General features: G+C 29.4%; 25 protein-coding genes. 3 read left to right on the top strand and 22 right to left on the bottom strand.

Annotated features, from left to right (window positions below; translation table 11 throughout):
- The first annotated feature begins 217 nt into the window (after window positions 1–217).
- A complete protein-coding gene (locus NHF47_RS12575; protein ID WP_252765257.1) occupies window positions 218–430 on the top strand; it encodes a hypothetical protein in 213 nt (70 codons plus the stop codon).
- A gap of 1 nt (window position 431) precedes the next feature.
- Here NHF47_RS12575 and NHF47_RS12570 read toward each other — a convergent pair whose 3' ends face one another.
- From NHF47_RS12570 to NHF47_RS12515, 12 genes are all read right to left on the bottom strand, one after another.
- Window positions 432–2,135, bottom strand: coding sequence for an AraC family transcriptional regulator (locus NHF47_RS12570; RefSeq protein ID WP_252765256.1), 1,704 nt, complete (start codon window positions 2,133–2,135; stop codon window positions 432–434).
- A 64-nt stretch (window positions 2,136–2,199) separates the two neighbouring features.
- Window positions 2,200–3,303, bottom strand: a complete 1,104-nt coding sequence (locus NHF47_RS12565; RefSeq protein WP_252765255.1) for an acyltransferase family protein — start codon at window positions 3,301–3,303, stop codon at window positions 2,200–2,202.
- A 93-nt stretch (window positions 3,304–3,396) separates the two neighbouring features.
- On the bottom strand, window positions 3,397–3,846 hold the full coding sequence (locus NHF47_RS12560) for a Na(+)-translocating NADH-quinone reductase subunit F (RefSeq protein WP_252765254.1): 450 nt from the start codon (window positions 3,844–3,846) through the stop codon (window positions 3,397–3,399).
- Window positions 3,847–3,925: 79 nt separating this feature from the next.
- Window positions 3,926–4,774 (bottom strand): T9SS type A sorting domain-containing protein, encoded by an 849-nt coding sequence (locus NHF47_RS12555; RefSeq protein WP_252765253.1) that lies wholly within the window; start codon window positions 4,772–4,774, stop codon window positions 3,926–3,928.
- 70 nt (window positions 4,775–4,844) lie between these two features.
- Entirely contained in the window at window positions 4,845–5,747 is a 903-nt protein-coding gene (locus NHF47_RS12550; protein ID WP_252765252.1) for a GyrI-like domain-containing protein, read from the bottom strand.
- Entirely contained in the window at window positions 5,731–6,540 is an 810-nt protein-coding gene (locus tag NHF47_RS12545) for an alpha/beta hydrolase (protein WP_252765251.1), read from the bottom strand. Before NHF47_RS12545 ends, NHF47_RS12550 begins: the two co-directional genes overlap by 17 nt.
- Complete coding sequence (locus NHF47_RS12540; protein ID WP_252765250.1) at window positions 6,540–7,652, bottom strand: DUF748 domain-containing protein; 1,113 nt, start codon at window positions 7,650–7,652, stop codon at window positions 6,540–6,542. The genes NHF47_RS12545 and NHF47_RS12540 overlap by 1 nt, the downstream gene beginning before the upstream one ends.
- A 75-nt stretch (window positions 7,653–7,727) precedes the next feature.
- Complete coding sequence (locus NHF47_RS12535) at window positions 7,728–8,699, bottom strand: DUF4421 family protein (RefSeq protein WP_252765249.1); 972 nt, start codon at window positions 8,697–8,699, stop codon at window positions 7,728–7,730.
- A 162-nt stretch (window positions 8,700–8,861) separates the two neighbouring features.
- Window positions 8,862–9,971, bottom strand: a complete 1,110-nt coding sequence (locus tag NHF47_RS12530) for a PepSY domain-containing protein (RefSeq protein WP_252765248.1) — start codon at window positions 9,969–9,971, stop codon at window positions 8,862–8,864.
- Between the two features lie 60 nt (window positions 9,972–10,031).
- Complete coding sequence (locus tag NHF47_RS12525; RefSeq protein ID WP_252765247.1) at window positions 10,032–12,200, bottom strand: TonB-dependent siderophore receptor; 2,169 nt, start codon at window positions 12,198–12,200, stop codon at window positions 10,032–10,034.
- Window positions 12,201–12,402: 202 nt separating this feature from the next.
- Window positions 12,403–12,951 (bottom strand): PepSY-associated TM helix domain-containing protein, encoded by a 549-nt coding sequence (locus tag NHF47_RS12520; RefSeq protein ID WP_252765246.1) that lies wholly within the window; start codon window positions 12,949–12,951, stop codon window positions 12,403–12,405.
- Window positions 12,952–12,963: 12 nt separating this feature from the next.
- Window positions 12,964–15,105, bottom strand: a complete 2,142-nt coding sequence (locus NHF47_RS12515) for a TonB-dependent siderophore receptor (protein WP_252765245.1) — start codon at window positions 15,103–15,105, stop codon at window positions 12,964–12,966.
- Window positions 15,106–15,293: 188 nt separating this feature from the next.
- On the opposite strand from NHF47_RS12515, the gene prfA reads away from it, so the two are divergent.
- A complete protein-coding gene (gene prfA, locus NHF47_RS12510; RefSeq protein ID WP_140996902.1) occupies window positions 15,294–16,367 on the top strand; it encodes a peptide chain release factor 1 in 1,074 nt (357 codons plus the stop codon).
- Window positions 16,368–16,440: 73 nt separating this feature from the next.
- Window positions 16,441–17,754 (top strand): DUF5723 family protein, encoded by a 1,314-nt coding sequence (locus tag NHF47_RS12505; RefSeq protein WP_252765244.1) that lies wholly within the window; start codon window positions 16,441–16,443, stop codon window positions 17,752–17,754.
- Between the two features lie 108 nt (window positions 17,755–17,862).
- On the opposite strand, the gene NHF47_RS12500 is transcribed toward NHF47_RS12505, so the two are convergent.
- From NHF47_RS12500 to NHF47_RS12455, 10 genes are all read right to left on the bottom strand, one after another.
- Window positions 17,863–18,528, bottom strand: coding sequence for a DUF6565 domain-containing protein (locus tag NHF47_RS12500; RefSeq protein WP_252765243.1), 666 nt, complete (start codon window positions 18,526–18,528; stop codon window positions 17,863–17,865).
- A gap of 164 nt (window positions 18,529–18,692) precedes the next feature.
- On the bottom strand, window positions 18,693–19,076 hold the full coding sequence (locus NHF47_RS12495) for a hypothetical protein (RefSeq protein ID WP_252765242.1): 384 nt from the start codon (window positions 19,074–19,076) through the stop codon (window positions 18,693–18,695).
- A gap of 2 nt (window positions 19,077–19,078) precedes the next feature.
- Window positions 19,079–19,432 carry a hypothetical protein gene (locus tag NHF47_RS12490; protein ID WP_252765241.1) on the bottom strand — a complete coding sequence of 118 codons (354 nt, stop codon included), beginning with the start codon at window positions 19,430–19,432 and terminating at the stop codon, window positions 19,079–19,081.
- 10 nt (window positions 19,433–19,442) lie between these two features.
- Complete coding sequence (locus NHF47_RS12485) at window positions 19,443–19,727, bottom strand: YtxH domain-containing protein (RefSeq protein WP_252765240.1); 285 nt, start codon at window positions 19,725–19,727, stop codon at window positions 19,443–19,445.
- 32 nt (window positions 19,728–19,759) lie between these two features.
- On the bottom strand, window positions 19,760–19,912 hold the full coding sequence (locus NHF47_RS12480) for a lmo0937 family membrane protein (protein ID WP_140996895.1): 153 nt from the start codon (window positions 19,910–19,912) through the stop codon (window positions 19,760–19,762).
- A 22-nt stretch (window positions 19,913–19,934) separates the two neighbouring features.
- Entirely contained in the window at window positions 19,935–20,582 is a 648-nt protein-coding gene (locus NHF47_RS12475) for a porin family protein (RefSeq protein ID WP_252765239.1), read from the bottom strand.
- A gap of 117 nt (window positions 20,583–20,699) precedes the next feature.
- A complete protein-coding gene (locus NHF47_RS12470; protein ID WP_252765238.1) occupies window positions 20,700–21,158 on the bottom strand; it encodes a DUF4142 domain-containing protein in 459 nt (152 codons plus the stop codon).
- 403 nt (window positions 21,159–21,561) lie between these two features.
- On the bottom strand, window positions 21,562–22,500 hold the full coding sequence (locus NHF47_RS12465; protein WP_252765237.1) for a YihY/virulence factor BrkB family protein: 939 nt from the start codon (window positions 22,498–22,500) through the stop codon (window positions 21,562–21,564).
- 2 nt (window positions 22,501–22,502) lie between these two features.
- Entirely contained in the window at window positions 22,503–24,716 is a 2,214-nt protein-coding gene (locus NHF47_RS12460; RefSeq protein WP_252765236.1) for a PAS domain-containing protein, read from the bottom strand.
- 11 nt (window positions 24,717–24,727) lie between these two features.
- The gene (locus NHF47_RS12455; RefSeq protein ID WP_252765235.1) at window positions 24,728–25,174 is read right to left on the bottom strand and encodes a response regulator; all 447 of its coding nucleotides are present in this window, start codon (window positions 25,172–25,174) and stop codon (window positions 24,728–24,730) included.
- Between the last annotated feature and the right edge of the window lie 7 nt (window positions 25,175–25,181).

Genomic DNA, 25,181 nt, shown 5'->3' with positions numbered 1-25,181 from the left:
TCTCTTTATTAAAATGACATAAAAAAAGCATAGTATTAGATGTTTTATAAAAAATGTAGTACACATTTTATAAAAAATATAATAGTTTTTCTGTGTTAATGAATTGTTTTTTAGGTAATTGTGTTTGTTACTGCTGAGAATTGTCAACGAAGGAGAAGAATTGTTTTTAAATCAATTATTATCTGTAATTTTACATTAATAAATTAAAATGAGAAATATGAAAGTAAAGTTTTTATCCTTAAATGCCTTTTCAGAGAATAGTTTAACTATTGGACAAAAGAAAAATATTTTGGGTGGAGAATTAGAAAATTTAGATCCGAATGTGAGAAATCTACCACCTCCAGATACAAATACAGATACTACGAATGGACCTGGTATGGGTGATGATGGTGATCCAACTAAAAACAATCCAAAACTTGGAAATCCATAATCTATTGTGTATTATTAATTTTTATAATAAACTGAGCAGGAGAAACACCTGCTCTTTTTTTAAATGATTTAGTAAAGGATACATTATTCTTAAAACCTACACTTTCAGCGATGGCTTGTGTAGAATATTTCCTGTAAGTAGGATTATTAATTAATTCTTGGATAGCATAATTAATTTTTAATTCATTTGAATATTCTCTAAATGTCTTTTTAAAGTTTTTGTTTACTATTTGTGATAAATAAGTAGTATTTGTTTTAATTTTCTTAGCTACATTTTGTTGATTAAAATCTTGGCTTAAAAAGTATTTATTATCTATTAATGTTTTTAGTTTTTCTAATATTTCTTTTTCCTTATCATCATCAATAACCATTTTTTGATCCATATTAAAACTAGAATCTATAGTTTTATTTGCTTTAAATTCATTTAATAGTTTTTCAACTTTCTGATTTGCTTTATTTTTTTCATAGTAAAATTTAAATGCAATTAACAATAGAGAAATAAGAATGATAACTACTAATGATTTCCATAAAGAAGTATATAAGTTTTCTTTTTCAATAACTTTTTTTAAGGATTCAACTTCTTTGTTTATATCTAATGCGCTAATTTCGGTATTAATCTTAAAAGCGTGATTAATAATATTATTTTCATATTTTTTATATTCTTCAGAATAAATATTCAAATGTTTTAATCCTTCTTCATTGTTTTTTAAATAATAATAAATTTTTCCTTGATAAAAGTTAGATTTTAAAAATTCTTCACTATAAAATTTTTTTAAATTACTAATTGAATCAACTTCTCTAAAATAGATTAGCGATTTCTCATATTTTTTTTGAATATAATTTAAGTAACCTAGATTATATTTTATTGTTATTTGCTCGTTTACGAATTTTTTTTCATTTGCTAAAGCGTTGGCAGTATTATAGTAACTTTCTGCTTTTTTATACTCTTTTTTAAATAATTTAATGGATGCTAAATCACATATTGCTCTAATTTTATCATTCAATAAATTATTGGTATAAAGAAGTGTTTCATTGAAATAATATTCTGCTGAATCTAAATCTTTTAAAACTTTGTCGCGTATGTATAAATCTTGATAATAATTACCAATATTATAAGTGATTAGACTCTTACTTTTATTAAATTCATTTTCCGTATATAATTGTCTACTATTGTTAAGTAAGTTATTGTTGTCTTTTAGAGAATTTATTGCAAGATTATAATTTTGAATATCAGCGTTTAAAGATGCTAAATTATTATTGAATTTTAGAATGAATTTTTGATCCTTATTTTCTGTAGCAATTATTTTTCCTTTTTCAAATTTCTGCAAAGCATCACTATATTTATTTCTATTGCGATCTATTAAACCGCTTAAATTTATTATTTGACACTCAATTTCATATTTTAAAGGAGAATTTTTTATTTTTTTTAAATAATTATTTGCTTTAATAAGATGCTCATTTGAAGATAATGTATCCTTTTTTAATTCATATACATAAGCTTTGTATCCTTCTGAAAAAGATTTATGAAGATAATTGTTTGATTTTTCAATTACATCGCAATAATAATAAGCACTATCTAAATTATTTCTTATTTCTAATTTAATTTTTAATTTCAGTTTCTCAAAATCTTCATTTGTTAGAGTTTTACTTTGGGAGTAAATATTTGAAATTAGGAATAAGAGTATTAAGTTAATTGAAAATTTCATAGGATAATACAGTTGCTAGCGCAAATATAAACAAAGTAGTTAAAAGCTTAGATTGATTATTCAATTACACTTTAATAAAAATCTTCTTTTTATATAAAAAGAATAAGAACAACCATTCTACAATTAGTAATCCTAAGATTAAAATAATGGGTTTGAAATTTCCAAATAGAGAGGCTATTCCGTCAAAAATAAAAGTAGAGGTGGCTTGAAAATGTATCATAGCGACTGCCATATAAATAGCAATAGCATTTAAACCAATGACTCTAAAAACAAAGGTCCATTTTTGGTATTTCCAAACATCAATAACCAAATAGAATAGTGCTAATAAAATAAAACTGATACCTCCTGTCAACAAATTGAAAGTAGATGTCCAAATCGATTTGATAATCGGATATACGTTTTCTAAAAGTAATGCCAATCCAATTAAAACGATTCCGGTTATAATGAATAGTTGTACTTTTTTATAAGGTGAAAAGAAATGAGAACGCAAAATAATTCCTGCCAACGTTCCCATCAGGGTAATGGCTGAAGCCGAAATAATGCATAAAATGCCTTCTGGATCAAAGACAGTTCCATACAATTTTCCAGGAAGTAATAATTGGTCCAAATAACTGTTTATACTTCCATCTGGAGTTAAATTACCTGCTCCAAAATTAGGTACTGGAACAACCAATTGTAAAACAGCATAACCTACTAAAATTCCGATGACCCAAAAAAGTAGGGTTTTAAAATTTTTAAAATGTATACCAATGAAAGCTGCTATAGCATAAGCAATACCTATTTGTCCCAAAACACTAGCAATGCGCAACGTATCGAATTGAAAATTCAAACCACCGTTGTAAATAATTCCTAATACAATAAGTATAAAAGCTCTTTTTAAAATTTTGGGATACAACTCTTTTGTCGTTTTTCCTTTTTCTAACTGACTGAATAAAGCATATGGAATGGCAACTCCAGAGATAAACATAAACAAAGGAAAAATTAAGTCGTAGGCATAAAACCCTTCCCATTCAGCATGATCCATTTGTCTAGCAAAAAGGTCTGCCCAAACCCAATTGGTTTCTTTTCCTAATGCTTTAAAAAACAAATCACCACCAATTATCCAAAACATATCAAATCCTCTTAAAGTGTCTAAGGCTAAAAGTCGTGGTTTGGAAGTATCGTTCATTGTTTGTTTGTTTGTTTGTTAAAGTAAATATAAAAAAAACACCAAAGCAGTACTAATTGGTGTTTTAGATTCTTTATTAAATATTGGGACGATTTATGCGAATGTCATTGCTGTTGCTTTCGTATTTTGGTATTGAAATAATTGAGAACAATCCATTACATTTGGAATATGATCCAATGCACAAAGTTGGGCAACAACAGCTTCTAAACCTTTAAATAAAATGTCTTTAGAAGGTGTTTTTGTTTTTTTACGATTTAATTGTAAGGGTAATTGATAACCACAATGCGTTAAAAATGCCATTTCAATTTGTAATAATTCAAGCGGTGTGTACCCATTAAAACGTTTCCCTAATCTTTGATTTACTAAACCCACATAGTTGAGTTGTAGGGAGCCATGATTGTCTGATAAATGTTTCCAAGAATCGGTATTATCCAAAATGTTACCAACGGCACATTGTGTACACGATTCAGGATGCAAGGTATTATTATGAAAAGCTTGATATAGTTTTTTTACAGCAGTATCAAATCGTTTTGTCGTTTTCATAATAACTAATTTAGTCCTTTAAAAGTATTAAAAATAAAGGAATTACCAAAATCTAGTAAAAGGAAAAATGAGTAAAAAATCAATTTGTAATCATTATTTTACTTTTTTTAACCACTTTTGAATTTTCCATTAGTTCAAATAAATAGATTCCATTATTTAAGTTTTCTCTGTTAATTGTAAACGAAGTACCATTTATGTTTTCCATTAACCTAACAAGTTGTCCTAATGAGTTAAACAACATCAATTGTGCATTTTCAAGACGCGTTTCTGATGTGATTGTTACTTCATGTTGAAATGGATTAGGAAAAAAAACTATATTTTTATCATTCAAATGATAATTATCTGTACTTAACATTGAACAATCTGTAGGAGTAGAGCCATTTGCAAGTCCATGATTGTATACATCTTGTCCATTTTGCGAACTACAAGTCATATAAACATAAGGATCACTTGGTAATTCATAAGAAGGAAATAAAGGATGACGATTACTACCTATGCCTTCAATCCAAGTTTCTCCACCAGCAAAATTATACAAATTGTATTTTTTTCTGGTACCACCATTTATAGTAACGTCTGTGATAGAAGTTACAGTGTAGGTAATACCATTTGAAAGTGTTATCATATCAGAGATTTGTAAACTAAAATCATATAATAATTGATCCACTGAATTTACAAGTCTATATACTTTTTTGGATGCTACATCTTCCCGAATATAAACATCATTATTAAAAAATGGATCTACAAATTTTTTATAGGTGTAAGCTCCTACAACAACATCAACTCCTTCATTGATTACTAAATTATATGAGCCACCAAAATTGGCCACGGTAAGATTCCACTTTGAATTATTTAAAAAAGGAGTATAAGATTGCGAAAAGACGAAAGTAAAAAGTAAACTAAAAAAAAGTACATGTAATTTTTTTATCATAATGTATTGAAATTTAATTTGTTTCTTCTCTCAAATATAAAAAAAAATGAGCACAAATTTTAATTAAATATTATTCAACAGGAATATACAAATCGATAATTGCTTTTTTTTCAGGATGCTTATTAAAATCATTATGATACACTTCAAACGGATTATAATTTGCTTTTTTATACCCATTTTCATTCATCCATATAAATAAACCAGTCCATGCTTTTTCTAAATCTTCAATTGACAATTCATAACTACCTACAATATATTTTCCTTTTGGTAATTCTGCAATACTAATATCACCGTGAGTTTTTATTTTTTCGGTTAAAGTCACACCGATGCTCATGCGTACTTTATCAGGAGCAGTAATTTTAAAACTATCGTGAAAAACACGAATGATTTTGCAGCTGTGGTCTTCTAAAATTTGTTTTGGAGCACACCATTGAATAATTTTTTGAAAGGCTTTTTCTACTCCTTTAACTCCGATATGAGTTACATAGGCATAAGGTTGGGTAACCCATTCTTTAATTTCAATTTTTGCATGCATAGTCGTAAAGTTTTTAAGATTAATAAGGTTACAAATGTAGGTTTCATAACTTTCCTTTTGTTGACTATTCTTGCTATCCACTTGACTTATCTTGCTAAATTTATGAGGATGTGTTTTTCTAAAATCGGAAGGGTTTTGATGGTAATAGTTTTTAAATGTTCTTGTAAAAACGGCGTTGCTTGTAAACCCTAATTGATGAACAATTTCGGTAATTGTAAGTTCTTTTTTGTGTATTAATAAGGCAGCTGCTTTTTCAATTTTTCTGCGAATGATATACTGATTCAGCGTTTCATTGGTAATCATTTTAAAAATGCGATGAAAATGAAAAGGGGAATAGTAAGCCATTTGCGCCACTTTTTCTAGCGACAATTCGTTATCCAAATTGGCATCTATAAATTCAAAAACAGCATTGATTCTTTTTTTATATTCTTCTGTCATTTAAAATTTTTTCAATTTCAGATTGATACATAGAATTTTCATTCATACCATTGTGCCCTAGGTCATCTAATAAAATGAGTTGGGAAACCCTGTTACATTCTTTTTGTAATTTTTGAGAAGACTGAAAGGGTATAATTGTATCTTCTTTTCCATGAAAAAGGTATATAGGACAATGACAACTTTTTAAATAGCGATTGTTCTCTAATTTATATTTTAAAATAAAAGTGGGTACAAAAGGCATTTTTTGTTGCATCATATCAACAAGATTGTAATAAGGAGCTTGTAAGATAAGCATTTTAGGATGGTTCGTTGCCGCGAGATAGGAAGCAATTCCAGAACCAATTGAGTAGCCAGTAATTACAATTCGATTCTCATCATATTCTTGTTTTATGATTTGGTATACTAAAGTAGCATCATCAAAAAGTTGTTGTTGGTTTTTAATTTCGCCTTCGCTTTTGCCATAACCACGATAATCAAGAATAAAAACATCATAGCCTAAACGTGTATAGGTCTCAGCAGCAAAACCCCACGAACTCAAATTACCTGCGTTGCCATGCAAATAAAAGACGAGCCCTTTAGAAGGTACAGATTTAAAAAGTAAACCATTTAATTTTTTTCCATCTGAAGTTATAAAATTCCTTTCCTCAAAAGGTTGCTTGAATTTAAATTGAAAATTGGGGTTTAATTTTGTGGGTAAAAAAATGATTTTTTCTTGAAAGAAATACAAAACACTACAAAGCAGTACATAGAGTATAATTACAATTTTAAAAAAACTAAAAATGATTTTCTTCATTATTTTTTCTTCTCTTTTTTTGATTCCTTTTGCGCTTCTTGGAATGCATCTCTGAATTCGACATCATTATCCACTTGTCTTTTAAAAGCTTCAATCCAAGCATTTTGAAAAATATGAATAACAGTTGGCCAAACTCCTGCTTTTACATTTTTTAAATCTCCTTCAATAGGAACTTTAGTGGCTAAGGTATTGGTACGTTGATTTTTGAGAGCAAATTTAAAGAAACCGACAAAACCTTCCCATAGTTTTTCAAAAAATCCATCTTCTTTTCCAATTAATTTCGAATCTTTTAAAAGAGGTTTGATATATCCTTTTAGATAACCATCCGCAATAGCCACTTCGCTATACAATTCAAAAGTACCTTTTTCAAAATCAATACCTGCATAATGTTTGGAAAAATCATTTAATGCTGTAGCATTGGCCGATTGAAGTGAAAAAGTTAAATCCATATCAGGAATTTCTTTTATTAAATTGATATTTCCATCCAATGTCATTTTACCATTGCCAACAGATATTCCAGTAGCATGGAAAGGAGAAGGTAAGGTGCGAGATTTGGCTACTACATTTCTAAGATTATCTGCGTAAAGTTCAATTTTTTCAATGTGCAAATCAATGTCTGGACTGGCTTGTATTTGTACAAAAGCAACTTTTCCGTTATGAATTTCAAAATGGTTGATGTCGATAGGAATAATTTCAGTTAAGGCTTTGGTCCAATCGTCTACATCGGGTTCCTTTCCTTTAGAATTTTGATCTTCAAACACATAAATAGCATCAGGATTGTATAATATTACTTCACTTACAATTTTACCTTTGAAAAGCGATTTCCATTCAATAGAAATGTCGCTTTTAGGAAACTTTAAGAAAGGAATTTCAGTTTTTGGATTTAACTTATTTAAATACATACCTTTTATTATATAAGCACCTCTAATTAAAGCAATGTCAACATCATTCACGTAGCCATTATAACCCGGAATAGTAGCCAATGTTTTGTTGATTTGGTTTTTCACCAATGTAGGTAAGTAGATTCTAAAAATTAGAAGACCTAACACAAGTATAGCGATAAAGATATATCGCTTTCTTTTATAAAATGCTATTTTTTTTGGGTCTTTCATTGTATAAAATTACTCGTAAAATAGCCTGACAGTGTTATAGTTTTTCCTTAAAATGTTATATAATTTAAAAAATAATTAGTCCTTATTTTTCTTTTTAGGTGTTATTTTATCTACGAAACGAGCCACTCGTTTTGGAGGACTAAAACGATACCCAATGTAAAAAAGCAAATAGCTCTTCCCTTGACTGATGGTTTTTGACCCTTCTTCTTTGTAAGCATTTGCTGAAAAATTTAGATGAGTTCCAAAAATGAAATGATCCGAACTATATCCTAATTGTAGTCCGCCATCTAAATATTGGGTACTATACGTGTCTTTAGATATAGTGGTTTCATTTTGAGAAGTGTTTGTGTTTTTAGAAAATCGAATTCCATACGCTGGTGCTAAATAAACGGAAACAAATCCTTTTTTTTGGATAACCAAAGTATAGTAATAACCTAAAGCCAATCGAATATTAAAAAAATCTTCGGCTATCTTAGTGGATTCAAGTTGTAAAGAAGTTCTATTGTAATCATAGTACAAAGTGGGTATAAAACTACCTGCACTTTTTTGCTGCCATTCTGATTGAAAAAGAATATTGCGATAAGAAAATTTTGGATTGAAAACATAACTGGTATTCAAACCTATAGTTAAATATTTTAAATCTGGAAATTGGATGTAGGGATCTTTATTCTCGGTCCAATTTGCAATATAATCTTGCGAATTTTCTACATAGAATCCTCTTACTTTGGAAAACTCAATGCCTTGTACCCATTTGCCTAAGAAAAATCGAAATTTATAATTCGTATACGAAGATTTCCCTTTTAAAAATTCATCATTATTATCTGAAATAAATTTTGGGGCAAACCCGATGCTACCACCTATAAACTTATAATCTAAAGATATAAAAAGCCTAAAAGTAGTATTGGATTGAAGAGTAAGTTTTTTGTTATCTTCTGTATCATTTAAGGAGAACAAATCTTCTTGTGTATCTACATTTAATCGCACAGAAACTTTATCTGGAAATGTTTTGATATAAGTTGAATCGATTGCTTTTTTTTCTTGCGCCATTGAACTAGTGCAAAGAGAACAAATGAAAAATAATATGATGACTTTATACCACAAAATCCTGTAAATTCTAAGTTACTCAAAGATATAAAATATTGAATTAACGGCTTACAGGATGTTTTTATAAAAGTATTTTTTTCTTTCCTTAAAAGTGATAGTCTAAATTTATTTATTTCTCTTTCCCCACCAAATTAGAAAACCCGTTATAGGCAAACTAGCAATAAGTAAGCTAATTAAGAACGCAAAAATTTTTCCTGGTAAACCCATTATTGCACCTGTATGTATGTCATAATTCATGCGCATAATTTTATCTGAAGCTGTTGCGTGGTCTAGTTTTCCATAAATATGTTCCACTTCTTTTTCTTCTAAAGTGTACGGATCAAAATAGCGATAATCGGTTTGCCAATAAGTACCTTTTCCTACATTAGCATTAGCTGCAATTATTCCATCTGCTTTTTCAGGTGGATGTACTTCAATAGCGGATGCATTTGGATATTCTTCTTGCATTTTAATCCAAACTTTATCCAATGGATTATCTACAATCAAAGGAGAATCTGTTTTAGTAAATGCAGGTTCTTCATACACTAATGATTTTTTGCCACCAATTACCGTGTAATACGAATAGGCAAACCAAGGAAAACCCCAAACTAAACCCGTAACTGCAAAGATGAGTGCAATGGATAAAACATAAAAACCAGTAATATTATGTACATCATAATTTTTACGCTTCCATTTCGTAGTATTTTTCCATTGAAACCAAAAACGTTGTTTAGCCGCTTTTTTATTTTTGGGAAACCAAAGTATGAAACCAGAAATAATAAGTAAAACAAAAATTAATGTGGCAGAAGCAATAACCGTTTGTCCTATTTTTTCAGGTAACCAAAGATAAAAATGACCATCTAAAATAAATCTAAAAAAACCAGAAAGTTCATTTACCGTTCGTAATACTTCTCCAGTATAAGGATTAACGTAACAAATGTCATAGTATAATGGTTCCGCATTATAAAAGATGACTTCAGCGGCTTGTTCCTTTCCTCTATACTGAACCGCATGAATATGTTTGTGGGGTAGTTGCTGTTGTCCAATACTTTTTAATTGGCTGGGTAGCAAAAAATCGTGTTCTTGTTTTTTAACTTTTTTATAGGTTTCAGTTAGTTGAAGAATTTCCTCCTGAAATGCATAAAAGCAACCTGTTACAGCCACAATAAAAACAATGATACCAGAAGTTAATCCTAACCAAAGATGTATTTTTCGAATACTTTTTTTAAAATTCATAATCGTTTGATTAAAAAACTAAGACGTTTCAATACGTTGAAACGTCTTAGAAAGGAATTACTAAAATTTATAAGTTAAACCAGCTACGACATTTCGTAATTGTTGAGGTGTTACAGTTGACCAACCTGCAAAATACTTTTCATTCCATAGATTATTGATTTTTAATGCAAAGTTGAAATTTTCTGTATTGTATGATAAAGCCGAATTTAAAACGGTATAAGAAGGAATTTCAAAAGTACCAATATTAGCTCTATTTAAAGTTTTATAGACACTCGCATAGTTTCCACCAAAACCTATTCCTAACCCTTTTAGAGAGCCTTCAGTTAAGGTATAATTGGCCCATAAATTAAGTAGTGTTTCTGGTCCAGCTTGTTCTGGTCGTAAACCTAAGTAACCTCCTCCAGGAGTTTCTTCTATGACTTTACTTTTGTTGTTACTTATTCCAGTAATAATATTTAATCCTTTAGTGGGGTTTACAATTAGACTTACTTCAACCCCTTTGCTTTCCACTTCACCACCTTGTGTAAAACTATTCGGATTATTAGGATCAGCCATTAATATGTTTTGAACAGAAATATCATAATAACTTACGGAAGCAGTTAAAATGTCTTTGAATAAATTGGTTTTCACTCCAAATTCTATTTGATTCGCATGTTCTGGATCATAAGAAGCAATTCTTTGATTGCTACCATCAACATTTGCAACTGTTTGTGGTGTAATATTTTTAAATCCATTCATGTAATTTCCAAAAACAGAAACCTTGTTTTCAATGATTTGATATACGAGACCGAATTTAGGTGACAAATAAGTTTGATTATCAATTTCTTCAGCATCGTATTGTGACGGTTTTCCACCAAAATTATCCAATCGTAAGCTTGTCATTACAGCTAATTTATCCGTAATATTTAGTACATCTGAAAAATAAGCGCTAAAAATTTCTTGCGTAGCGTCTGAATTGGGACTAAAAGAACCAACCAAAGCATTATCTACACCTGCTTGAGTTAAAACAGTTGGATTGCCACCATTTAAATCGGTACCATTTACTAAAGAAACAGTTCCATAGCTTACCCAACCTGGGCCACCATTCGTTAATCTTGAATTAAAGTAATCTAAACCAACGGTTAATCTATTACGTAATGAACCAATTTTGAAGTCACCTATAAAGTTTTGTTGAATATCTGTTGTGTAATTGGTACCAATCGCTTTTGAAATAAAACGTGTAAATTCATCTCCATTAGCGGAATCCCATAAATATTGGTAATATCCATTCGTTTTAGTGGTACTTTTTGACAACACTGTTTGGGAAGTCCATTTATCAGATAAGGTATAGAAAGCCTGTGCTTGTATATTGAAAGAATTAGTATTTATAGTTAAATCATTTGCAGTGAATGATTTTTTATAATTTTTTTCAAATAAATCCATTGAATCAAAAGACAATGGGGAGTATCTACTCAAGAAAATCATAGCCGCTTTTGCAGAAGTATTTTTATAAATTTCGGTATTAATGTAGAACGTTAATTTGTCATTTACCTGATATTTCAAAGATGGAGCTACAAATAAAGAATTGGTAAAACCTGCATCTTGAAAAGATTCACCATTTTCATAAGCCGCGTTCACTCTTACTGCAGCTTTATCATTTAGAGGAAGGTTAAGGTCGGTTGTGACTCTGTTTAATCCGTAAGTTCCAGAATTATAACTGATTTCACCTCCAAATTTATAATATGGTTTTTTGGTAACAATATTTATCAAACCACCATAGGAGATAACACTACTACCAAATAATGTTCCTGAGGGACCTTTAATTACTTCAATATTGTCGATATTAATTGGGTCAATTGTAGTATTACTTAAAGCGGGCAATCCATTTATCATTGAAGGTTGAACGGAAAAACCACGCATCGAATAAAACTCAGCACCATCACCATTTCTACCGGTAGATTCCCAAAGCCTGGTTACCCCTGTTGCATTTTTTAAAGCATCGTTAAGGTTTGTGACTACTTGTTCTTTTAATAATTCATTCGTAACTAAATTGTAGACTTGTGGATTTTCTATGTTTTTAAGAGGCATTTTAGCAACTGTATTACTTTTCTCACGACTGTATTTATAGTTGCTTGTAATGGTAACTTCCTTTAATTTATTTATGGTATCTTTTTGAGTTTCATTCGTTTCTTGACTGAAAAGCGATAAGGATGTGAAAATTAAAATAGCGGGTAAAATTTGTTTGTACATTTTATTTAGATTAAATTAAAATAATAATGCAAAAATACACATGTCAAAAGAAATATACAAAATTTATTTAGACTTATTTAATATAAAAATATAACAAAATAAAACTTGAATGTTGTAAATTTTAAAAGTGTTGTTTGAATATATACGCAGAAAAAAAATCCTCAATAGAATTTTTATTGAGGATTTTGAATTGAAATATTTTTTATGAAAAAATCAAAAATAAGATAGGGAAGAGTAGACCAGCAAGTGTTAATTTCCAGCCTCTTCGTTTAAAAGTATGCTTTCCATGTTTGATCATTATTGCACCTGTAACAGCAATTAGGATTAGAGAAATACCAAAAATATCAGAAAAATAAATCCACCAATTCGATGTATTTTTATGTAAAAACATACTTTGACTAATGATTGGTGTTTTAATAAAAGAAACAATTTCTCCATCACCCGATTTTAAATCAATTTCGACTTCTGTATTTTCAAATTGCATTCTAAATTTACCTTTTCTTACATTGTGTCGTCGGATTTTATCTTCAATTTTTAATTCTTTTGCTAGATTTTCAGCATAAGCATCAGTAATGTCTTTTTCATTTTCAGGGAGCGTAACATGAATTTCTTTGGCTTCTAAAGTATATTTTTCAGGATGCCAATGCTCTCTATGATTCATCAGAATTCCAGAAAAAGCAAAGGAAATAATTAAACCTAAATAAATATAGCCTAAATCTCTATGGAGGTTTCTAACAGTAGTTGGTTTCATTTATAATAAATATTAAAGATTGTATTGTAAAGCAATTGAAAAATTTCTAGGAGCAATTGGGTTTAAGCTGTTGTCATCATGAGCATTATAGCTTAATTCATTAAAAACATTACTTAGTTTGGCTCTAAGCGTTGCTTTTTTAAATTGATAACCAACAGTAGCATCTACTTGAAAAAAATCTTGCAAATATATTAATTGTCGGGTATCATTTGCAACTCTTACTTGTGTTGATCTTCCTGCATATCTTTCACCAAAATAGGTGTTGATTAAGCCTAGATTTAAACCTTTCAGGCGTCCTGCTTCAAAGCTGTAATTTGCACTAAGATTAGCCGTATTCTTTGGGTTATATCGCAATAAACTGCCTTCAACATACGTATTACTTTTTACGTATTTTGTTTCATTAAAGCTATAACCAGCCACTATTTGTAAACCTTGGAATGGTTTGGTAATAATGTCAATTTCTACGCCTTCACTTCTAATGGAACCTGCTAATTCTTTAAAATTAGGATCTACTAATGAAGTTTGTGCTAAGTTGTTATTGTTAATTTGATAAAAAGTAACATTAGCCTGGATAATTTCTTTGAATAATTTATTTTTAAAACCTACTTCATATTGATCAATGATAGAAGGTTTTAGTGGTTCATTATTAATATCGGCACCTGTATTTACATCAAATGAATTGGAATACGTTGCAAAAACTGTATGATTTTTAGTAGGTTGGTAAATTAAACCTACTCTTGGTGAAAAAGCATCATCATAATTATTTGTCGTTGTTGAGGTATTATTGTTATACGTTACTACATTCGTTTCTGTATCTTGATAACTGTATCGTACACCTGCTAGCACTTTCCATTTTTCAGTAAGACTTACTAAATCTTGTATATAAATTCCAAAACGACTGATAGGAGTAGTGGTTAACCTATTTTTTGTAATGTCAGGAATTGCGGTTTCTGTATCTGGATTATAGTCTTCAAAAATATTTATCGTATCATATGAAGCATTGTTGTATCTCGTGGCATAATTTTTAAAATTTTCAACATCAGCTCCAAATAAAACATTATGTTTTGTTGTGCCAAGTGCAAACAAACCATTTAAATTCGCTTGTTGGGTGAAATAATTATCTTTAGAATCTGCTTTTTGTATGCTTCTATTCCAATCCCCATTTTCAGAAATTAAACCACCGGTATTCGGTCGTGCATTGGCTAAAAGGTTGGTTTGATAGTAACGAATTCCGTTTATAAAATTTACGCTCCAATTTTCATTGATTTTATGTGTTAAAGTAAGTGTACTCGATAGTTGTTCCGCATCATACCTTCCCCAACTAACACCTAAAAATCGATTTCTTGGTAAATCTACAATCTCGTAATTAATAACACCTGCTCCAAAATCTGGAGTTCTAGAATCATTGGTGTAATCCGCTTCTACTAATAATTCGGTTTTTTCAGATAGTTGGAAAGAAAAAGAAGGATTGATATAATATTTTTCAGAAGTTACATAATTTCTATAACTTTCAGCGTTTTCATAAGTTCCGTTAATTCGAAAAGCAACATTTTTTTTGGCTCCAAGTCCATCATAAACATCAAATGTTGGTTTGTAAGTACTAAAACTACCTTGTGCAAAACCAATTGCACCACCAAAGTTTTTCTTCGGTTTTTTGGTAACCAAATTCAGAACACCACCAGGAGCAACGTTTCCATATAACATAGCAGCACTTCCTTTTAAAAATTCAACTTTTTCAAGCCCTGATGTTTCTATCATCATACCATTATAATATCGAATTCCATTTTTAAACGTATTATCACTACGTAAAGAAAATCCTCTAGAAGCGATTTCTTCTTGATAACCACCACTAGTTCCCATAATGTAAACACCATTAGCATTTTTTAAAACATCAGTAAGAGATTTTACTTGTTGTTTTTGTAATACCTCCGAAGAGATGCTACTGGTAGCTTGAGGCAAATCCATTTCTTTTATGTTTGATTTACTTACATTAGGGGTATTTTGGTGCGAACCAGCAACAATAACTTCTTCTAAAATGTATTTTTTTGGTTTCACGGTATCTTTTTCAGTTTCTTGGTCTAAAAACGAATTTTCTTGAGCAGAAGCAAGGGTTGTTACCAAAAATATTGCGGTAAAGTAGAATTTGTTTTTCATGTTTATTTAGATTTAATAAAAATAATTACGCAAAAATAATTGGAGAAAATTAGTTTACAAAATTTATTTAGACTTATTTTAAATAAAATTTCTAAGAAGCACATTTTCAGATGGTAAAAATGTCAATTATAAACTGTAATAAGAGAATGATTTTTTTATTAACTTTGCACTCCAAATAAAAGTATACTATGCTAGATAGATTGCAATATGTGAAACAACGTTTTGATGAAATATCAGATTTGATTATTCAACCTGATGTTATTGCGGATCAAAAACGTTATGTACAATTAAATAAAGAGTATAAAGACTTAAAGGCTTTAGTAGAAAAGCGTGACGAATATATCGTATTAGATGGTAATATTAAAGAAGCGAATGAAATTCTAGCAGATGGTTCTGATCCAGAAATGGTAGAAATGGCTAAAATGCAGTTAGATGAAGCGAAAGAAAGATTGCCTCAATTGGAAGAAGAAATTAAGTTCATGTTAATTCCTAAAGATCCTGAAGATGCTAAAAATGTAATGGTGGAAATTCGTGCAGGTACTGGTGGCGATGAGGCTTCTATTTTTGCTGGAGATTTGTATAGAATGTATACGAAGTATTGTGAGTCCAAAGGATGGAGAACTTCAGTGGTAGATATGAACGAAGGAACTTCTGGTGGTTTTAAAGAGATTATTTTTGAAGTAACTGGTGAAGACGTTTATGGAACTTTAAAATATGAAGCAGGGGTACATCGTGTGCAACGTGTTCCTCAAACGGAAACGCAGGGTAGAGTACACACCTCTGCAGCTACCGTTATGGTTTTACCAGAAGCAGAGGAGTTTGATGTACAAATCGATATGAACGATGTAAGAGTTGATTTCTTTTGTTCTTCTGGACCTGGAGGTCAATCTGTAAACACCACAAAATCGGCAGTGCGTTTAACTCATATTCCTACAGGTTTAGTGGCACAATGTCAGGATCAAAAATCGCAACATAAAAACAAAGATAAGGCTTTAGAAGTGTTACGTTCTCGTTTATACGAATTAGAATTAGCAAAAAAAGAAGCAGAAGATGCCTCTAAACGTACTTCACAAGTGAGTAGTGGTGATCGTTCTGCAAAAATTAGAACCTACAACTACGCACAAGGTCGTGTTACAGATCATAGAATTGGTTTAACTTTATATGATTTAGGTAATATCATGAATGGTGATATTCATAAAATTGTGGATGAACTTCAGTTAGTTGCCAATACAGAAAAACTAAAAGAGACCGAAGTATTTTAAAAAAAAATAGTATTTTTGAAAGGCTATAAACTGATGTTTATAGCCTTTTTTTATAACCCTAAATCCAAGTTTTATGATAAAGAATGCTTTTTTAGTAGCTGTTTTATTACTAAGTACTACGTTGCAATCTCAATCTTTTTTTGGGAGTCAATATGATAATTATGCTGGAATTTACAGTGTTATGAATAACCCAGCGAATATTGCAGATTCACGTTTTAAATCGGATATTAATATTGTTTCAGGTAGTTTTTTTGCAGGTAGCGACTATTATGCGGTTAAAATTGGTGATTTATTAAGTAATTCTGATTTTGAAGCGTATGCAAAGAAGACGCCTTCAGATAATAATAATTTGTATACCAATGTTGATTTTTTAGGCCCTTCTTTTTTATTAAATATTGATGATAATAGTACTTTCGGATTCTTTACAAGAGCGAGAGGTATTGGACATGCTTCAGAAATCAATGGTCTATTTTTAGAAAAAATACAAGAAGATATTGAAGAAGATATTGATATTCAAAATCAAAATTTTAGCATTGCTACGAATTCTTGGTTTGAAGTGGGTTTGTCATATGCGAGAATTTTATTTAATAATGAGAGACATTTTATAAAAGGAGGGGTTTCTGTGAAATATATTGGGGGTTTGTATTCAGGTTATATTAAAGCTAGAAATTTGTCAATTACTTATGATTATACCGGTTTAGAATTAACGAATACAACTACTACTTCTGGTGAAATTGAAACAGGAAATATTAGTAGTTTAGAAAATTTTGACGACCCTATTGACAATCGAGGAAGTGGTTTTGGAACCGATATTGGTTTTACCTATGAATTAAGAACCAATGAATCCAATGCTAATTCTAGTAATGCTTATAATAAGTATTTAGTAAAATTTGGAGTTTCTGTAACTGATATTGGAAATATTAAATTTAAAGAAGGTGAAAAAGTAGTTTATGAAGCTGATGCTTCTTATACTGATGCAGAATATGCGATTAATGATGATTTCGATTCGTATTACACCAGAATTAGTGAAAGTAAGTCTTTTAACGTTTCTTTGCCAACAGCACTTCATTTTAATGCTGATTGGAATGCGTATGAAAAATTCTATTTGAATGTAAATACCGATTTGAATATGAATAAAGAGACTAAGCCTAATTCGAATTATATTAAGAATACTTTTAGTATGACTCCAAGATATGAATCGAGATGGTTTAGTATTTATTTGCCGTTTTCAGTGGTTGAAGATTCTGGTTTTTTATCTGGATTTGGATTTAGAGCTGGACCCATTACGTTAGGTTCTGGTTCTCTTTTTAATGGTTTATTTGGTTACTCAAATGCGGTAGATGTACATTTAGGTATTAAAATTCCATTATATCATACTGATAAATAAAAAAACCGTTTGAAATTAACTTTCAAACGGCTCTCAATAACTAAAACCTTTTTATTGAAAAAACAACAGCAAGTAAAAGCTTGCTGTTTTACTTTTATCCCAATGGGATTATTTTTTAGCTTCTTCGTTTTCTTCAGATTTAGCACCAATTCTGTTTACAGTATACATTGGAGCAAATTTGATTTTTAAAGCTGCAATTTTTCTATTATCTTCAGACGATAAACCTTCTTTTTCAACCGTATTTTTTCTAGTATCTAACGCTTCATACAGTAATTTAATTTCGTCCCAATCTTCTCTTGAATACGAATCTTTGTTATTTTCAACAGTAGTTACAAAGTTGTCATAAACACTTAAAATGTTATCTTTATTAACCCAGGCAAAAGTCATATCTGCTGAACCATCATAGGTTGGTCCTAAAAGTGTTTTGCGCATCGTCATTTTTGCATTTTCAGCGTCTGCTTTTTCTTTTTCAGTAACTACTTTCACTCTGTATTCTTCATATCTTACAGTAGCATTATCAATAGATTCTTTTAATTTTTGATCTTCTTCAACTCCAGTTAAAGAGTTTTCTGCATTCATTTTTAAACGATCGTAATCTTTTTGGATTTCATCCCAATCGTTAGCTGCTTGATTCATTTCAACGTTGCTTACTGAGTCTACATAATTTGCATACATAGCAACATCTTTTTCAGCTTGTAATTTTTTCTCATCTGTACAAGCAGTAAATGATACTGCTACAGCTAATAGTCCTAATGTGATTTTTAAGTTTTTCATCTTTATTTTTTATTTATGTTATTATTATAGTGTAAAATTAGTCCAGTTTATTCGATTACTTTTTATATAATTTTTGTAATCCTTTACATAATTTTTATTTTAAAGGAAGCTATAAGAACAAATAAATTGAGTCTAATAAGCCACTGTTAAATAATTAATTACCTTTAATTTTGTTGAATAGTACTGGGCTCTAATTTGTCTTCTTTTTCTTTTGAAGTTATTTGTTCTGCCTTGTTTGTAATAAAGTTGGAAACCAAATACTGTACAATTGTAGCTGTTATTTTTTTTAGTGTTCCTGCAGATTTTCCAATCATCATTTTTCGAGTTAAGTAACCTCCTGCAATTCCTAAAGTTGTTTCCAATAAAGAACTTTTTATTTCTTTTGATTTTTTAAAATCAGCTATTGTTTCTTTTACAATATTGACTGGTTTTAAGCTATCTAAGGTTTCATTAAATTGATTACGTAAAATTTCAAAATCATGATTTCGTTTAATTTCTAGTAATCTAATTTTTTCATCTAGAATTTGATTTTCGTCTATCCTTTTCATCTTTATCTGATTTTAGTTTCTAAAAGTTTTCTAATAACCATATTTGTTATTGGCACTTTAATTAATTGTTTTCTAAAAACAAATATTAGAATGGCAAGAACCAAATAAAATCCAGATACAATAAGAAAACCTAAGTATGTTTCTCCAAGTAGTTTTCCAATGTATAAACTAATTCCAATATTGATAAACAAGGAGAACATAGCTACAACTAAACCAAATGCTAATCTAAAAGTTAAAGAGGCAGTTATGTCTGCTGTTTTATCAATGGCATTCAATTTAAATAATTCAATGCTAGATTTTGTGTAATCTTGTGCCTTTTCTAAAAGCATTTCGAAATTTGTAGCTATCTTTTCCATCTTGTTTTACTTAGATTTTTGATAATTCTTCTTTTATTTTTGTTTTTCCTTCTTGAATTTTCTCATCGATATTTTCAGAAAGGAAATTGTATTTCTCTTGAAGTTCACCATATTTTTTTTCAAGTGTACTTACTGTGTTGTCAAAACCTTCTTTTAGGTTATCTTTTAACTCATTGGCTTTTTTACCAATTTTTTTTCTCGTGTTTGATCCTTTATCTGGTGCTAATAATACTCCGATAACTGCTCCAGCTGCTAATCCAGCTACTACTCCTAATATTGCATTATTTGATTTCATAATTTCTTTTTTTTAGATTTTTAATATGTTTTTTAAATTCTTCTTCCTTGAATAATTCTAACGATAATTGCTATGATAGCGATTACCAATAATATGTGTATTAATGAACCCACGCTATACACAAAGAACCCTAGTGCCCAGCCAATTATCAGTATGACTGCAACGAGATATAATAAATTTGACATCTTGATTAAATTTTAATTGTTATTAATTTAAACGAACGGCTAAGTATAAACTTAAGTTGCTATTTTTTCCATCTGGAACTGTATAGGTGGTTCCAGCAAATTCTCTATCTTTTCCAACAGTTTGTAAACCATAGTTGTATCGAACTCCAATTCCAATTGATTCAAAATCTAGACCTACACCAGCAGATAAACCATAATCGAATTTGTTGAAATCATCATTATCATAGTTGTCTTCAAAATCGAATGTTCCACTGTCAGTTTCATTAGTAACTTGTGCATTTACAAGATAGGCTAAGTAGGGCCCTGCGTGTACATTGAAACTATCTGTAATGTTTAATTTTAACAAGATTGGTAATTCAATGTAGTTTAATTTAAATTTAGCAGTTCCTTCAGCAAAAGCATTGTCATATACTAATTCTGCACCTTTTCTACTGTACAATAACTCAGGTTGAATGGCTACAGCATCTGAAATGGGTAACTTTGCATAGAAACCTGCGTTAAAACTTGTAAGAACGTTGTTATCATCTACATCTTCTGTGTACATGTTGGAGAAATTAACTCCTCCTTTAACTCCGAATTCTGCATTAGAGTCTTCGGATTGTGCATTAACTCCTAGTGAAGTCATTAAGGCTAATGCTAAAGTGGCTACAATTTTTTTTCTTCTTTTCATGTCAATTGTTTTTTAATGTTTGTATTTGGTTTTTATTAATTTAATTACTCATTACTATTGTGGCATTTGCAATTAGTGTAAAGAGAATACATACAACTAATGCTATAATCCATTTTTTCATGTTTCTGCAATTTTTATTTGGTTTACCTTATCTAGCGATGTATTTAATTTTACTATAGTTTGTAAGGCTAAAATTTTAAAATCTATGTCGTTTGTTGTTTTTGATAATTCTGTTAAATCCTGTATTTGATTTGATAAAATTTTTGATACAGTTTCTAAATAAACACTGTTGAAATTGTCTTTTTTAGTTCTCTCTAATCTATTGATGCTTTGTTCAACATTAAGATTTGGAACGATTATTAATTTTTCTGAAGTAATTTTGCTTATTACTTTATTTATCTTACTCTGTTCCTTTATTAATTCTGTTGCTAAGCATTTGACTCTAAAAGGAACTTCTTTTTCCTTAACATGATTACTTATTGTAATTAAGTTTAGATTCTTTTCATTAAACTTCGCCAATAGTTCTGCTTCTACATTTTTATAATTGTTTGTATTATTACTAGTTTTGGTTAGCATACTTTCTTCTTTTTTATTATTTGTAAAAACACAAGAAGTAACCGACAATAGTGTAATACTACACAGAATGAAATAGAAGTTTAACGTTCTCTTGGGGTTTGTCTTTCTCATTTTATTCGTTTTAATTACATTACAAAGTTGGTGTATTATGAAAAAATCTGTATTACATCATTTTTTGTATTGCTTATATCATTCCCATTTTACCAACTCACAAATTAAATTTCATTTTCTTTTCTAAGAACTTACATTACAAAAGTACTAGTTATAATAGGGGTTTATGTTATATCATTTTTATAGAAAATTATAGAATTTCAAGTTCTAATTGTCTTTTAAATTAAAATCATAAAAAAACACTTCCTAGGGAAGTGTTTGATGACTAATTATTACTATTTATCATAAAGAATTATGTATCAATAGTATTTTCATGTAAGATTTGTACATTACTTTTTTTTTCAGTGGTTGTAATAAATTCAGCAAAGGAAGAAGGTTGTATGGGAGACGCATATTCCACAGCATACGATTTTGCTAGTTGTGCTCCAAAGTACAATATCATAGAAGAATAATATACCCAAACCATTACTATTACAAATGAACCAGCAGATCCATATACCGAATTTATATTGGAATTTGCAATATAAAATGAGATTAAAAATTTACCTATTATAAATAATGTAGCTGTGGTAAAAGAGGCAAATTTAACCTGTCTCCATTTAATTTCTGCATCTGGTAAAATAGTGAAAATAGCTCCAAAGAGAAAGGAAATAACTAAGAAAGAGATTAAGGAATTAATGGTATAAATCACATAATAGAGCACTTCGGGAAAATAAGAAGTCAATTCATTACTTATGGTATCTAAAATAGCTGAAATACCTAATGAAACAAGTAAAATAAAACCAATACTACCAATAACTCCAAAAGACAATAAGCGAGCTTTTATAAATATCCAAAATCCAGAAGCTTTCTTTTTAGGTCGAATGTCCCAAATGGTGTTTATGGAATCTTGAATTTCTGCAAAAACAGAAGTAGCACCAATAATTAACATGACAATCCCAATTATTCCAGCTAGACTTGTACTATTTGAAATGCTTAAATTTTTAATCATTTCTTGTACTTGTATGGCACTTTCTTCCCCTACAAATTTTTTCAGTTGATTATAAATACTACCTTCTATGGCTTCTCTTCCCCAAAAAATATCACATAGATATAGAAGAACAAGTAATAAAGGACCAATTGAAAAAACAGTGGTATAGGCTAAGGAAGAACTTAGCTTTAAGATTTTTTTATCTAAAAAACCTGTAAAGGTGTTTTTCAATACTTTCCAAAATCGCTTAAAATCTATCATTATTAAATATATTTAGGAATATAAATGGTAAATGTTGCCCCTTTTCCAGGTACGCCTTTTGCAAAAATATAACCATTATGATTTTCAACAATTTTTTTACAAATTGCTAAACCTACACCTGTTCCTTGATATTCAGTTTTTCCATGAAGTCTATTGAATAATAAAAAGATTTTTTCAGCATTTTCTTGTTCAAACCCGATTCCATTGTCTGTAAACTTAATTTTATGATATACTTCATGAGAATTTTCTTTTAATATCGGCTCGTTTTTAGCTTTTACCTTTTTATATTTGATTACTATTTCTGGAACTACCTCTTCTTTAGAATATTTTAAAGAATTACTAATTAAATTCGTAAAAAGTTGTTGCATTTGAAACTCTACGCCTTCTATAATCTCTAAAGAGTCGTATTTTATTATTGCTTTTTTATCTTCAATGTTTTGAGATAATTCTAGAATACTATTGGCTAATACTTCATTTAAATCCACTTGTGTAAAAACATTATCACCCCTATTGGTTCTTGAATATTGTAATAAGTCGTTAATTAAAATACGCATTCTACTTGATGCTTTTTCAATGCGAATGAGATAATCTTTTCCAAAATCGGTTAGATTTTCTTTTTCTTTATCATTAATTCTAGAAATAAAAGTTTGAATTTTTCGAAGTGGTTCTTGTAAATCATGACTGGCAACATGATTAAATTCGCTTAATTCTTTTATGTTTTGTTCTAATTCGTAATTTCTTTCTTCTAATAATTCGTTTTTATGGTAATCTTCCGTAACATCTTGAGTAGTTCCAATCATACTTTCCATACCACTCAAATCGGTAAATAACTTTGCAACCGTTTTAAAATGTCTTATTCCTTTATCCTTGTGAACAATTCGATAATTAAGACTTGGGATTTCTCCTGTAATTAAGGCATTTTCAAACGCTTCTTTTACTAATTCATGGTCATCTTCATAAATGTAATCCAACAAATTATTCAAGTTAGGTTCAAAAGATTTAGGCTCAAATCCTAACAATCTGTACTTATTATCGGAATAGATGAATTCATTGGTTTCAAAATTTAAAATCCAACTTCCGTAATTACCCAAAATTTCAGCTTGTCTACTCGACTCATCGAAAATGATAAGTTCGTTATTTAATTTTTCTAAACTTTGTATATTTTGTTCTAAAAGCTTGTTTTTATTAATTTCTTCTGTGATATCGTGAGTAACACCTAAAACTGTTTTATGTTTTAATTTTTCAACAAATAATCTTCCTGTAGCTCTAAAATAGCGTATTTCTCCATCAGGGCGGATAATTCGGAAAGTAGTAGGAGGTAAGTTTTCCTCTCTTACGGTTTGATCCATGATTCCTAAAACAATTTCTTTGTCTTCTGGATGTACAAAAGTTAGAAAATTATCATTTGTTGAAGGAAAAGAGTAAGGTTCGTAACCTAAAATGCGATAAAAATTTTCAGAATATTTTGTTACATGGGTAACTAAATCCCATTCCCAAGTACCAAAATTAGATAAAATTTCAGCTTGAGAATTCAGAAAAAAAGATTTGTTTAAAGAATTGTTTGCCTCTTTAATTTTTTCTAAATCTTTGTTGGTTTTATAATACGCATACACAATTAAAAGTATAGTGACTAATAAAATGCTTAGCGTTAGAACTGGAGTTAAGCTGATTTGCTCATTATAAATTGAATTTCTTTTTTTTAAAAAAGAATCTTCAATTTCGGTCATTTGATTAATTTTATTACGAATAGCAACCAAAAGGCGACTACTTTCATTAAAATCTTCTTTGAACTTTTTTGTCTTTTGGATTTTTTTATTATTGTCGGGATCCGAATATTCTCCATTATAATCTAAACGTTTTTTTATAATTTCATATAGTTCATTTAGATTTTGTTGCTGTTTTTTATTGTCTTTGGTTAATTTTTTTAATTTCGAAAAAGACTCATTAATGTTGCTATTAGCCGTATAATAAGGGTTTAAATACATACTCTCATTAGTAATCAAAAAACCTCTCATACTATTTTCTGAGTCTTTAATATAAGAGAATAATTGTTCGAGCTCTAAATTAACTTCATAAGTATGTACTACGAGTTTTGATGACTGTGAAAGATTTTCAATGTGTTTATAGGTAACAGCACCAACAAATAGTACAACAAATAAACTGATAGTAAAGATAATTTTATGAACTTTTGAAGTTTTAAATTTATTTTCTCTCATACCGTTTTTCTTTATAAACGTAATAAAAAATTATCTTTATTTAATCCACTTGTATGGTACTGCCAATTGATAGTTACTACTTCAGATAAAACTTTCTTTAAAGTATTAAAATCACTCGGTTTTTTAATATAAATATTAGCACCAAGTACAAAAGTATTCTCTACATCTTGATCGGATGATGAGGTAGAATAGATAGCAATAGCGATATTATCAAACTTCTGATTTTTTTTAATTTCTTTTAAACAGTCGATTCCATTCAGAATAGGCATATTTAAATCTAGAAAGATAATATTGGGTAAAACAGATTCTGGGTGATGTAGAAAATCTAATAATTCTTTACCATTTTTAAAAGTGTTAACAACGGTGTTTATTTTTAATTCATCAAAAGCATCTGTAAAAAACAAACGATCATCTTCGTCATCATCGGCTAACGTAATTAAGATATAATCTTTCTGCATGAGTTTA

The organism is Flavobacterium sp. NRK F7, from assembly GCF_024054195.1.
Classification (GTDB): Bacteria; Bacteroidota; Bacteroidia; order Flavobacteriales; family Flavobacteriaceae; genus Flavobacterium.
This window is presented reverse-complemented; position numbering and strand designations above follow the sequence as displayed.